General features: G+C 36.9%; 13 protein-coding genes and 2 tRNA genes. 9 read left to right on the top strand and 6 right to left on the bottom strand.

The genetic code is table 11. From position 1 onward, the window contains the following. Positions 1 to 62 precede the first annotated feature (62 nt). Positions 63 to 1,121 (top strand): Mrp/NBP35 family ATP-binding protein, encoded by a 1,059-nt coding sequence (locus tag J4G36_RS14065; protein WP_210471022.1) that lies wholly within the window; start codon positions 63 to 65, stop codon positions 1,119 to 1,121. An 18-nt stretch (positions 1,122 to 1,139) separates the two neighbouring features. Here J4G36_RS14065 and gerD read toward each other — a convergent pair whose 3' ends face one another. Next, positions 1,140 to 1,754, bottom strand: coding sequence for a spore germination lipoprotein GerD (gene gerD / locus J4G36_RS14060; RefSeq protein ID WP_483315905.1), 615 nt, complete (start codon positions 1,752 to 1,754; stop codon positions 1,140 to 1,142). 201 nt (positions 1,755 to 1,955) lie between these two features. On the opposite strand from gerD, the gene J4G36_RS14055 reads away from it, so the two are divergent. Further along, complete coding sequence (locus J4G36_RS14055; protein ID WP_210471020.1) at positions 1,956 to 2,633, top strand: KinB-signaling pathway activation protein; 678 nt, start codon at positions 1,956 to 1,958, stop codon at positions 2,631 to 2,633. Positions 2,634 to 2,746: 113 nt separating this feature from the next. Here the strand turns inward: J4G36_RS14055 and J4G36_RS14050 are convergent, their stop codons facing one another. Beyond that, a complete protein-coding gene (locus J4G36_RS14050; RefSeq protein WP_210471019.1) occupies positions 2,747 to 3,409 on the bottom strand; it encodes a polysaccharide deacetylase family protein in 663 nt (220 codons plus the stop codon). Positions 3,410 to 3,580: 171 nt separating this feature from the next. Here J4G36_RS14050 and J4G36_RS14045 point away from each other — a divergent pair. Both J4G36_RS14045 and J4G36_RS14040 read left to right on the top strand, forming a co-directional pair. Beyond that, positions 3,581 to 3,655, top strand: a tRNA-Asn gene (locus J4G36_RS14045). Positions 3,656 to 3,658: 3 nt separating this feature from the next. Further along, positions 3,659 to 3,734: transfer RNA gene (locus tag J4G36_RS14040), tRNA-Thr, on the top strand. A gap of 263 nt (positions 3,735 to 3,997) precedes the next feature. On the opposite strand, the gene J4G36_RS14035 is transcribed toward J4G36_RS14040, so the two are convergent. The 3 genes from J4G36_RS14035 to J4G36_RS14025 all read right to left on the bottom strand — a co-directional run bounded on the left by J4G36_RS14035 (position 3,998) and on the right by J4G36_RS14025 (position 5,859). Further along, entirely contained in the window at positions 3,998 to 5,131 is a 1,134-nt protein-coding gene (locus tag J4G36_RS14035) for a tyrosine-type recombinase/integrase (protein WP_210471018.1), read from the bottom strand. A 192-nt stretch (positions 5,132 to 5,323) separates the two neighbouring features. Further along, positions 5,324 to 5,539, bottom strand: coding sequence for a helix-turn-helix domain-containing protein (locus J4G36_RS14030; RefSeq protein ID WP_246880621.1), 216 nt, complete (start codon positions 5,537 to 5,539; stop codon positions 5,324 to 5,326). Beyond that, on the bottom strand, positions 5,536 to 5,859 hold the full coding sequence (locus J4G36_RS14025; RefSeq protein WP_210471017.1) for a hypothetical protein: 324 nt from the start codon (positions 5,857 to 5,859) through the stop codon (positions 5,536 to 5,538). Before J4G36_RS14025 ends, J4G36_RS14030 begins: the two co-directional genes overlap by 4 nt. A gap of 766 nt (positions 5,860 to 6,625) precedes the next feature. On the opposite strand from J4G36_RS14025, the gene J4G36_RS14020 reads away from it, so the two are divergent. The 3 genes from J4G36_RS14020 (at position 6,626) to J4G36_RS18870 (ending at position 9,733) form a co-directional block, all read left to right on the top strand. Further along, positions 6,626 to 7,675 (top strand): hypothetical protein, encoded by a 1,050-nt coding sequence (locus J4G36_RS14020; RefSeq protein ID WP_246880620.1) that lies wholly within the window; start codon positions 6,626 to 6,628, stop codon positions 7,673 to 7,675. Between the two features lie 500 nt (positions 7,676 to 8,175). Further along, the gene (locus tag J4G36_RS14015; RefSeq protein WP_210471016.1) at positions 8,176 to 8,718 is read left to right on the top strand and encodes a DnaA N-terminal domain-containing protein; all 543 of its coding nucleotides are present in this window, start codon (positions 8,176 to 8,178) and stop codon (positions 8,716 to 8,718) included. A 313-nt stretch (positions 8,719 to 9,031) separates the two neighbouring features. Then, on the top strand, positions 9,032 to 9,733 hold the full coding sequence (locus J4G36_RS18870; RefSeq protein ID WP_210471015.1) for a cyclic-phosphate processing receiver domain-containing protein: 702 nt from the start codon (positions 9,032 to 9,034) through the stop codon (positions 9,731 to 9,733). A 37-nt stretch (positions 9,734 to 9,770) separates the two neighbouring features. Here the strand turns inward: J4G36_RS18870 and J4G36_RS14005 are convergent, their stop codons facing one another. Continuing rightward, complete coding sequence (locus J4G36_RS14005) at positions 9,771 to 10,289, bottom strand: hypothetical protein (RefSeq protein WP_210471014.1); 519 nt, start codon at positions 10,287 to 10,289, stop codon at positions 9,771 to 9,773. A gap of 168 nt (positions 10,290 to 10,457) precedes the next feature. Here J4G36_RS14005 and J4G36_RS14000 point away from each other — a divergent pair, with 168 nt between their 5' ends. Both J4G36_RS14000 and J4G36_RS13995 read left to right on the top strand, forming a co-directional pair. Further along, on the top strand, positions 10,458 to 10,763 hold the full coding sequence (locus tag J4G36_RS14000) for a helix-turn-helix domain-containing protein (RefSeq protein ID WP_210471013.1): 306 nt from the start codon (positions 10,458 to 10,460) through the stop codon (positions 10,761 to 10,763). A 1,034-nt stretch (positions 10,764 to 11,797) separates the two neighbouring features. Continuing rightward, a complete protein-coding gene (locus J4G36_RS13995; RefSeq protein ID WP_210471012.1) occupies positions 11,798 to 12,406 on the top strand; it encodes a recombinase family protein in 609 nt (202 codons plus the stop codon). Positions 12,407 to 12,427: the final 21 nt, after the last annotated feature.

Below are 12,427 nucleotides of genomic sequence, written 5' to 3'. Positions count from 1 at the left end.
ACGCATAATTGACTGTGGTATACTTGGAGGCGTATTGAATAAACCTCCAAGGAGTGTTGAAATTGCTCAATGAACAAGAAGTACGAGAGTTAGTAGGTCAGTTAAAAGATCCGTTTTTACATAAATCACTTGCAGAGACGGATGGAATTAGCGAAGTATCAATTAACGTTGAAAAAGAGCATGTTAGCGTCAAGCTAGCGCTTGCTAAAGTGAATACTGCGGAACAATTACCGTTTCAAATGAAGGTTGTCGACATCTTAAAGGGCGCGGGTGCCAATTCTGTTGGAATTCGCTTCGAAGAACTATCACAGGAAGTCCTTGATAAGTTTCGTGGAACGGCAACAGAGTCGGAAGCGCAAGATATATTGTCGCCATTAAGCGATGTTGAATTCATCTCGATAGCATCTGGTAAAGGCGGAGTTGGAAAATCCACTGTATCTGTTAATATTGCGGTCGCTCTTGCACGGCTCGGGAAAAAAGTTGGACTAATCGATGCGGATATTTATGGATTCAGTGTTCCGGATATGATGGGTGTAACGCAGATGCCGATTGTCCGCGGTGAGCGAATTATTCCGGTTGAACGTCTAGGCGTTAAAGTCATTTCAATGGGCTTTTTTGTGGAAGATAATGCGCCAGTTGTATGGAGAGGCCCAATGCTTGGAAAAGCGCTGGACCAATTTTTCCGTGATGTAGAGTGGGGAGATCTCGATTACTTATTCCTAGACTTGCCACCTGGAACTGGGGATATTGCACTTGATATTCACCAAATGTTGCCTACATCTAAAGAAATAATCGTTACAACACCACATCCAACAGCGGCATTTGTAGCTGCGCGCGCGGGAGCGATGGCGCTTCAAACCGATCACGAGTTATTGGGTGTAATCGAAAACATGTCGTGGTTTGAATCTGAAACAACTGGTGAGCGCGAATTTGTTTTCGGAAAAGGCGGCGGAACAAGATTAGCCGAGGAACTACGGACTGATTTGATCGGCCAAATTCCACTTGGGCAGCCAGATTGGAATGAAGAAGATTTCGCTCCATCTGTTTATGCAGAGGACCATCCAATCGGACAGATTTATACAGAAATTGCAAATCGTATTTTGGATAAAACAAAAAAGTAAACCATAATGGCGGAGGGGCTATTTGCCTCCTCCTCCGCCACCACCTTGACCTTCTTGTTGCGCTTCTTGCTCTTTACCTTTTTTACCTTTCTCTTCAGGTGCTTTTCCGGCTTCTTTAATCAGCTTCTCCCACTTAGTTTGAAGCAGTGGGCTATTGATCGTTTCTTCGATTACTTTTTCGTATTGCTCTTTCATTGTTGCCGACTTAAGAATGGTTTCCATTTGTTTTTGCATATCAGGTTGTCCAAAAAAATCCTCCATTGCTTTTAGAAATGAAGCATCTTCCATCAACTTTTTCATAACGTCTTCTTGTTGATCCTTCATGCTTTTAGCAACAGATTCCGTGAATTTTGGGTCTTCAAATGCTTTTTTCCAAAAGTCTTCTCCTTCTTTTGAAAGTAATGTTTCCTCGATTGACTTCTTAACTTCCGGCTGCTCCAGGGCAAGCAGTTCGCGAAAATCATCTTCAGATAAAATTTTACGAAGTGTTTTCTTTCCTTCCTCTGTTTGAAGCGAATCTGTCATCATTTTTTTTATTTCATCATAATTCGGGGCCGTATTTTCCGCAGTGCACCCGGTTAATAAAAATAAGACAGCAAAAGTTATCAGTAAGCTTTTCTTCACGGAATTCATTCCCTTCAATCCGTTTTCATCTATTGTTCACATTCAGGCGAATAATATGCATTTTATGTTTTCATAAATAGATTTTTTGGGAAATCGTTGTTACACTGATAAGAGCAATAAATCACTTGTCAAAACAAAGTTTTGAGAATGAGGCATATTTTCGTGGCAATAAACGAAAATAGTTCTGCCTAAAACGGAGGCATCATTGTCGTGACAATACGGAATTGGGTTAAATTCTTTTTTAACGCGTTATTAATCGGAGGATTCGTTACAGCTGTGGCTGGTTTAATTGTCCGCTGGGCATTCTTTTCGGATTTATTGGCAGCTGGTGAAACGCTGCAGTTTATAGGTGCACTTTTATGGATGGTCTTTTTAGGATTCACGATGAGTGTCGTTGCGCAAATGGGATTTTTCGCCTATTTGACGGTTCATCAGTTTGGTGTCAATATTTTCAAAACGTTGACACTGTGGAATTGGGTGCAACTTCTAATTATTGCGGTGGTTCTGTTTGACTTGATCTTCTTCAGATTCCGTTTAACGTCTGAAGATACAGGTCGTACATTATTATACTTAACATTACTCGCATCGCTTGTGCTTGTTTCATCGATTACTGCTTATTTAAAAGCGAAGTGGACAAAAAAGCATACGTTAATATCAGCGTTGTTTTTTATGATTGTTATTACGACGCTTGAATGGTTACCGGCACTCATGGTCCGTTCCGGAAATATAGATACGTGGGTGACGATACTTTTATTCCCGCTACTTGCAGTGAATGCATATCAAATATTGGCATTACCTAAGTACAATACGATGTCGGATGTTGATAAAGCGAAATTAGATGCTCGACGCGAAGCGCGCAGGAAAGAAAAGAAAGCGGCTACCAAATAACGGAAAGCAGCACAAGTTGTCGAAGTAGACAAGTGTGCTGCTTTTTTTGTTCATTAACGTAGAGATTTCACGTCTAACTTTAAGTGCGAAACGCACGTGGCACCTGCGATTGTTTATTTAGGAATTTTTTTCGTTTCCCCTTGAACGCCAAAAATAACATTATCTATGGATTGAAAGTCTCGACTTTTGGAAAGTCTTTTTATCTCGGCTAAATTAACGCGTTGTTTCCTATGGTGGGGGACAGAAATGATTTCACCTTCTACTTCAGGAGGGATATCACCGCCAGTCCATACGTAAGAAGAACCAAGTGCGTTTACTTCGGACTCCCATAGAAGTTCATGCAAAAAGTGTGAAAACACTTCATCTTTCGATCGAAACCAAAGCGGTTTTTCGCCAAAGATGTTTTCGTACGCTTCAAGTTGGTGTACTAAAAGTTTTGCATCATTTTCATAAGCTGTCCCATCTTGTCCAAGCAGAGCGGTTGGTATATTTTTATCTTTGATTAAGCGAATTGTTTCTGGAAAACGCCCAGCCCAATCAATGTCTATAAAAAGTGTGGGGTAGGGCTTTTCTAATTCCTTAATCCAATTCAGTACTTCGTCATCCCCAAACGAAATATTAACAGTAAGTGCAGAACCATATGTACCATGCGTAATCGCAACAGGTTCTTCAGTGATACGGAAGACATTTGTAAGGGAATAATTTTTCGGCAAGGGCGGAAAGAGTAAAAACAAACCACAGGCAATAACAAATAATATAATTAACTTCTTGTACATATGTTGTCCTCCTTTTGCACAACCTATGTATAGGATATGAGCATGGGTTGACAAGTATGATAAAGTCATGTTATTATATAAAAGTCGCTGTCAGAAAAGCTTTGAATTAAAAGTTGCTATTTATTTTTACTTTGTTATAATAGGTTTTGTTGATAAATTAATAATAATTATTCCGCAGTAGCTCAGTGGTAGAGCAATCGGCTGTTAACCGATCGGTCGTAGGTTCGAATCCTACCTGCGGAGCCATATGCTTCCATAGCTCAGTAGGTAGAGTGCTTCCATGGTAAGGAAGAGGTCACCGGTTCGACTCCGGTTGGAAGCTCCAGAACGAATGCTTGTCCCACAAGGGATTAGGCGTTTTTTTTTGTTTAAAATTATTACTAAGTAACATGTTTTGTTGCCCAATTGTTGCCCAAATTAAACTTTGCATCCCACGAGTAGTTTATTTCTTCCTTTTACTTATAAAAGGAATAGAATTATCCACCTCCAAATTAGGTTTCAAAGAAGAAATATAAAAAAGACTGCAAAGTTATATTTTGCAGTCTTAATCGTTTTAGTTCAGTACTCTGTTTTCTGATTTTTGTTTTGTTAAATATAATCGTCTTCCAACATGGCGGCAATCTTTTGGTCTGCCTCTTCGAGGTAGTGGCCATATATGTTCATTGTGGTTCCGATGTTAGAATGTCCAAGTCTATTAGAGATTGAATGAATATTTGCTCCTTTGTTAATTAAGTCAGTTGCGGCCGTGTGACGTAGATCGTGAAAACGTATCCTTTTAAGGCCTGTCCGTTTGAAAAATCTTGTTAACCATGTATTTGGCACGCCCGGGAAAAAGGGTTTTCCAAGGTCTGTACTAAATACAAAGAAGTGATTTCCGCCATCCCATAATTCTACTGCATTATTTCTATCTGTTTTTTTAATCTGTTTATGACTTTTTAATTCATCCATTAGCTGTGAAGGTGGGGCCACTTTTCTGATGGATTTTTTCGTTTTTGGTTCTTTTAATTGATAGCCATTTAACTTTGTATAACTTAATGAATGGCGGACATGAATTGTATTCTTATCGAAATCAATATCATCCCATTGCAAAGCAAGTAATTCTCCTTTTCTCATACCTGTTTTTAATGCCATTTTAATCATGAGAGCCATTTGTTTGTTTTCCTCCTCATTCAGAATCTGGAACAGTTGCCTTAACTCATCTGAATTGTACACATTTCCTGCCTTATATGTGACAGATGGTTTATCGACTTTCTCCATTGGGTTCTTCTGAATCATTTCATTCCTTACAGCAAGTTTAAAGATGCTAGACAGGACATTATAGTGTTTTTGGATAGTAGCACTCGACAGTCCGTTACTGGCCAATGACTCAATTAGATCAGTAATGTGAACGTGTGAAATGTCCTCCATTTTGAAATGTCCTAAAGCGACAACGATTCGTTTATTTAACACATAATCGTATGTTTCGATGGTCTTTGGTGCTACCTTCTTTGCTGCATCTTTTCTCCACAATTTTACGTAATCAGCAAAACGTGTATGTGAAGGAGCAACATAAGATCCTGTCTCAACTTCTGTTACAAATGCAGCAAGTTGCTTTTTCGCCTCTGTCTGATTTTTAGCTTTAACTGTTTTGGTTTTCCGGATTCTTTTTCCATTTTGGTCGTATCCCATTGGATAAACCAATAAGTATGAATCCTTGCCACGTTTCTGAATGTGCCCAGCCATAATATCTCATCCTTTTGATTGTATGCCCAAAATATGAGCATCCCATTTTTTTGTAACATCATATGCTATTATTGAATTGTTTTTTTATAACAGTGGTGTTTTGATTGTGTAGTTGGTGGCTTGATTTGCATTTGGAATTGTTTCCAAGGGGTCTGTGCTGTAGGAGGTTTAAGTGGTGATTCAAGTGAGGTTTCAGATTGCGTAGTTGTTTTCAGTACCGGAAATCATTATATTATCTACCCACTCATCCAGTTTTTCTTTCTTAAAAAGAATTCTCGTGCCTACTCGAAAGTGAGCAATCCCTTCCTCTCGGCACAATTTATAGATTGTATCATTTGATAACCCTAAATATTCAGCGGCTTCACTAACAGTCATCGTACTTCTTTTTATTGATCCTAATTTGTTCATTTCGTTTCCTCCTTGTTGTTTATGTCCTTTATATGTGAAGGGGTTGCATATGATCCCGTCTCAATTTCCTTCATAAATGCAACAAATGCCTTTTTTGCTTCAGTTTGATTTTTAGCTTTAACTGTTTTTGTTTTACGGACTTTTTTTCCATTTAGGTTGTATCCCATCGGATAGACCAGTAAATATGAGTCTTTACCTCGCTTCTGAAAGTGTCCAGTCATAATATCCCTTCCCTTTTGATGTTCATTTGACAATCCTAAATATTCAGTAGCTTCACCTATTGTCATTGTGTTTCTCGTTATTGTTTCTAATTTGTTCATTTCGTTTCCTCCTAGTTGTTTGTGTGTATTGGATTCAAATTGAGACCCGTCCAAAGTTCCTAAAGCCTTCTTCGATTTTTGTATGGTGTTTTTTATTTAAGAGATTTTCGGTGGGGATAATGTGATCTTTTCGAGGAAAGTAAAAAGTTTTATGATGGGGGATGTCAATAAGATTCCTTGCTAATTAAAGTTTAGTATAGAACTTTGACTTCTGTCCAGTTAGTTTTGTTCTACCCCTATAAAAAGTTGAAACCTACTTCTATCCCTTTAGTTACCTCACTGGAAAGGGCTCATTGTTTTGAGAAATGATGTTTATATTGGGGTTTAGGTAAATAGGATTGGATTTAGAAACATTGTTTGTGAGGGAGATAGCCAAATGGCTGTCTTTTTTTGTTGAAGAGGCTAAAAGAGGTATCCACATGTAAAGATGAAAACACTCTTTACTAATTAAAGTTTAATAGTGAGGCCTAACTTTTGTCTAGGAAACTTTGTTCTAGCTTCAAAAAATATTTTAAACCACTACCTTTTCATTATTTTATTAGTAAATTTATGTTGAAAGTTGAGTAGGTTTAAAAATGAAAACTATGGATTGGAACAAGATGAAATGATGGCTAACCCTGAAAAAAGTCCTCGAACGTACTTAAACAAAAATCAGTTTATATTTAAGGATTAGTAAAAGTATGATGGGGGCATGTCTAACAACTCGATAAATAAAAGACTTTTGCAATCATAAAAGATTGGTAAGAAGTAAATAAATATAGTCGGGTTGGGGGCAGAAAATAAGAGGGAAACCTACAACCTTAAAGGGTTTGTTGTTACCCAAGTCAACGGAGGAGATAAAGTGATTCATACATTTAAGCTGTTTTTTGTGCTTCATCACGAAGAGGTGTCAGATTTACAAAGGAGGTTAAATATTAACTATGAGCAGTTAAACCAACATTTTGATGGTAGGTTACCAGGTGTATCAATGTCTTTAATTTATTGTAAAGATGGAAAGTGGAGGCTATATATGGTGATCGACGCTATTAAGCTCCTGGGGAAGCCAGATATAATCGATGCAGACTATGTAACAATTGAGAGGGAGTTAAAGTATATACTCTATGAGGTTGTTGGACACACTGCCCATTACAAAGATCATATACTGCATAGGATTGATTATAGATATGATGTCAAAATCGCAGATGAAAATAAGCGAATGTTGTTGATGCACTTGTATAAAAAACTGACGAAATCATATCGGTTTCAAAAGAGGTATCTTGGTAAAATAGTGGATGATGTCTATGTTCCTTACAAAACCACCGTTTATCATTCTTCCAAATCAATAACAAGTATGGTCTATTTAAAAGAAGAGGAAAGAAAAGAAAATGGCGAAAAAGTTGAAGACTATGAAAAGGATGTAATTCGTTTCGAGGTCAGTGTAAGAAGAGATCATCTATACTACATGGCCAATAAAAATGATAAGTTTCCACGGCCAAGACAACTAGGTGCATACATGCAAAGGGATGTCTACAGGGAATATTTTCGCAAGTATATGTTACAAATATATCATGTTGGTGATTACCATAAGATTGACGCAGCAAGAGACGTGTTGAAAAACTCCTCCTTATCCATGAATAACAAAATAAAACTCATTGATTTCCTCAAAAATATCAGTGCCCACACCATTGATACCCCACTAAAAAAGATGTCACCTGGCACATATAAAAGCCGAATGGCATTACTCAAGCAAGAAAATATAAACCCCATTCCGATCCCCAAAAATTATCCCAAAGCACCAGATGTTTTGAGGAATCCACTGAATGATTTCCCTTGGTAAATAGAAGGTTTTCGAGAGAAGTTAGTGAAGAAGAAACCGTGCTTGATCAATTTTTGATTAGGCATGTATTCTTTTTTGAGGTAATGACTTTTCAAGCTGAGTGTAAGCCCGAAGCTAGGTTTACAATCTAGTTGATTTCCTCACTAAATAGACTAGTAGAGAATTTATTATTTATATACTATTTGTGAAATCAATGATACTATTAAGGTCGAAAGAGATCATTTTAGGAGCAAAATTATTATCATTAAAAGTAATGTGTTAACCTTCATTAACATAGGCTTAGGCATGGAAACACTTACTTAATACTTATTAAATTAATTTGTTTAAAAAGGATGGATGAAATGATGTCCATATTAATAAATATATTAACTAGAAAAAGAAACACTTGCGTCCTCGAGGGGGGACTGCAAGTGTTTTTTTTATTGCCTATAGTCAGTGGGAAAAGTGAGATGCTCAGAAGAGTCAGTTTGTTATATCAAACAAGAGAGGGGGTGAATGAAGTGAATAAGTCAGTCAGGGATGACCTACGAGACGTCTGGGCTGTTCTTAGTCATAAGGTGCAAGAGCGTATCGGAAGGCCTTTGTACGATGCCTGGCTTGCTCCTGTGACGGGTGAGTTGCTAGAGGGTAGGGTGATCATCATTAATGCAACAAGCGAGTTTGCAGTAGAGTGGATCACAGAGAGATACAAGCATCATTTTATCGATGTTCTCAGAGAATTAACTGGTCAGGATTTTAAAGTGAAAGTTACCTATGTTCAAACTAAAACGGAAAGGGGCGGAAGTGATTGCTCATTAATCGAGGGAGTAGTCACGAATGCAAATGACGATTGCAATAAAATAAAAGTTAAAAGGGTAAGTGTTGGAGTACCGATAATTACTCCATCCACCAGTTCGAAAAAATTACGGAGGGATAACGAAAAAATAACGAGAAGTTTAAATCTCCCCTTAGCTAAATCTGGCCCATCGAATGCAGAAAAAAGACTGTACGCAGAAAATGAGAGGATTTGTAGAGGAAGGAAAAAGCCCAGGAGATGGTGGTGATTAAATGACTAAAACAAAAAAACATACACGAACTTTTAAGGATACAGAAATGCCTATCCCGGTAACATCACATGAAACATCATCGGAAAAGTAGAAAGTGGTTTTTGGTAAAGTCACTGAATTTAATATAACCGAGAGGATTCGTTTAAGAAATGAGGGATTTGTTGAGGGCTTACAACTCATAAGAAACGGTCCGTTTGGTTTGCTTAACCTATTTAGATGATGTGAATAGTGATTAATGAATGGAAAATCATAATTGGCTTACTTAAAGTGTGGTGTACCTAACTATTTAAAGAACTGGAGAATGTTAATAATGGAATATATTAACCTGTTGCAAAACAATGATGTAGATGGTTTGGAAGAATACTTGAAAAGTCATAGAGTAGATGAGGTGAATTATGGCTCAAGTTTATTGTGGTGGGCAGTGTACAAGAATAAAATAGAGTTCTGCCAAATACTAATCGATCGAGGTGCGGATGTAAATCATAATCATTACCTTGGAAGTTCTGCCCTTTCACTCTCCTGTTTCCATGGTTATGTTAATATCACGAAGCTGTTGTTGGATAATGGTGCCATAATAAATTCATTGTGTATTGATCGTGCTTATAATGGTTGGTTTGAAAATATTCAATCTGATATTCTGGTTTTATTAAAAGAGCATGGTTGGATTAATCTTTATCTTGATGGATTACGGGACTGTCCTAGGGGGTTTGTCCTGGCGAGAACTGTAGAGGAAGCAATTTATATTATGAGGAATAATAAAGTTCATTACTTATCTTTAGGTTACGACCTTGGTGAAGATGCTAATGGGAACCAATTGTTGACCGGATATGATCTAGTTAAATACGTTTGCAAACATAAGTTAAGACCAGCTAATAAGATTTATATGCACACGGACAATTCTGTAGGAAGGAACAAAATGTTGCAAACACTAGTAGCAGCTTATAATAAAGAAATTATTGATAATGATATTGAGATACGATATTATTCGCACGACGGTTTTGTAGGCGGTTAGGTATTGAGGCGTAGTTAAGCGAAAAGACCCGCTGAAATTAATCAGAATGGGTCTTTTCGTACTTTTTTACAAAGCTCAATAGACATTGACTAACGAGATCTCTTTGACGCAAATGGGGAAACTTGTTTGAGCATATTTCTGAAAATTGATTGTATATTTCTTCGTTTACCTGGAATGACTTGTTAATGGTTTTACAGGATGGATCATACACTTCTGGGGCCAAAACTAAATTATTGGCATGTACATCTAATAGTGTCTTTATTTCCTCCAAATGATCTTCCAAAAACTGAATAGATTCATTCTGTGCACCTTTATTTGTTTTCGTACGGAGATACTCTTTGTACTCCCTCAGAATCATCAGCTTTTCGTAACTCTTACTTGTTTGGTTGAACTGGTAATTTCCTTGGTCTCTCATTATTTTTGTAAAGGTTGAGTATGACAAGTTTAATTTCTGAGCCACTTCTTTTAGATGATTCTCCTTTTCATTTGCCAACATTTGATTAACGATTTCCACCTTGTCAATCATTGACAAATTCATGAAATCCTCTGTATTCATCAGCATCACTCCTTCATTTTTATATCTCTTTTATAATAGATATATTTAAAGTGTTTATTCCAATGGTTTATACAATTATTGTTCGAGCAAGTTATTAAACAGATTGTGTTGTCTACAATATATAGAATCAAAAAATAGGAAATGTGCCGAATGGCCATTAAGTTAAGGATGGAGATAGAAATGCTTCAAGATAGAGAAAAAGTGGTTAATGTTAAGGTAGCAAAAGCAGTGGAGGATTTTGGAGGTCTAATTCGTGAATTTCGTTTGAAAAACAATCTTTCTTTACAAGATACTGCCAATCTTGTTTCTTGTAGCAGTAGCTATATTTGGCGAATAGAAAATTATAAGCGAAATCCAGAACTCAATTTCCGTGTACGCTTGTTGTCGTTAGGAATGTGTTGGGAAACAAAAGATGTTCAAAGTTATATTCAAATGGTTATAATCAAAGAAACATTGGAACTCCAGAAAAATTAAAGAATTACAAAGAAACTACTGTATTGGGAAACAGAAATTATCCTTTTCAGTAGTTTTTTTAATGTTGAAAATCACTTGTCTGGGAACTTGTTATACATTGATTAAACAATGCCAACCTCACTAACGGCTGTGCTCCTTTGAACTATTTGTTTAATCAGAGTAGGCCCGAGAATATTGTGAAATCCAATAATGTATATATCTTTAATCAATGTACAACGAAAAAAAGTGCAAACTCAATGCACTTGTCTGGGTAAATTTATTGTTTTGTATTCTTTTCCGCTTTTTATGTATTGAGCCACAAATTTAAAGTCCTCTTCTAATGTACGAATATCGTAATTTGATATTCAGTGTTTCCTCTCGCCTGGATGTTGCTCTGGTTACTACTAGATACTCGTCAGGCGTGTTGGGAGCATCATGTGGTTCATTCTCCCAAGCGGAAATATGGGAGAACATGATACCTTCTTTGGGAATGGTTCTCCTCTTCCACTGATGGTTGACCAATTTCTTACGGTCTATGTAACATATATATATATAGGTATTCTGATAATGACAAGCATTTGAACTTTTTTATAAGTAGATATATTGAAAGTTGTGATATTGTTTACCCCTTGCATACTGTGTGAAATAGCATTTGAAAGCTCCATTCATCATTTCCTGAAAGTAGGTTTTGGTATGTTGCAGGGAGTTGCTTCGTGGCCACTGTCGGTCTTAGAACGCTGGATAGTAATTGCATAAGGAAAACGGGGCATCCCTGCTCCCTGTCATGGGTATTGATGGGAAGGAACGAACGATTAGTGATCTTACCAATATGGTGGGGTCTTTTATATTTAAAGTTGGCAGTTTAATAGAGTGTTGTACATAACTAAATAGGAGGTTTAAAACATTCGAGAAAAAGGTTAGGGAGTTTGTCTAACAATTAAGCAAAAATACATTTGTTCAGATTAAGTACACCCTGTGCAAACAGATAAGAGTATAGTATTATAGGTACATAGATTTGTTCAAATAGACTTGTTCAATACATAGAGGTGAGACATTTGATTTTTGGATATGCAAGAGTTAGCTCCAAAAACCAAAATCTATCAAGGCAATTACAAGATTTAAAAGAGTATGGCTGTGACCGAATATATCAGGAGAAACAATCTGGAAAGAATTTTGAGCGACCAGTATACAGAGAAATGCGTTCGAAAATGCGATTTGGTGATGTATTGGTAGTACATGATTTAAGTAGATTTGGCAGAAATAAACAGGAAATAAAGGACGAATGGGAAGCCCTTATTGAAGCAGAAATTGATATAGTTGTACTAAATATGCCAATTTTGGACACACGAAAGTATAAAGAATTAGAGGGTGTAGGGCAGTTAGTGTCTGATCTAGTTCTTACTCTATTGTCATGGATGGTAGAGGAGGAAAGAACACGTATCAGAATCGCTCAAAGAGAAGGAATCGAAATCGCAAAGAAACATGGGAAATTTCTAGGTGGTAAAAAGAGGTACCATAAAGATGCCGAAGGTAAGGATAGAGTTATTTATAATGAAGTGGTTAGATGTTTAGGTGAAAATGTAAGTGTAATGGACATTCATCGTAAAACAGGTTTATCAAGAAACACTATTTACTCTATCAAACGGGAGATTGAAACAAACTAAAGCCTAAGTATAGCGGAGGAA

This window comes from Sporosarcina sp. 6E9 (assembly GCF_017921835.1).
GTDB lineage: Bacteria > Bacillota > Bacilli > Bacillales_A > Planococcaceae > Sporosarcina.
The sequence above is the reverse complement of the archived record's forward strand: the minus strand, read 5'-3'. Positions and strand labels throughout refer to the sequence as shown.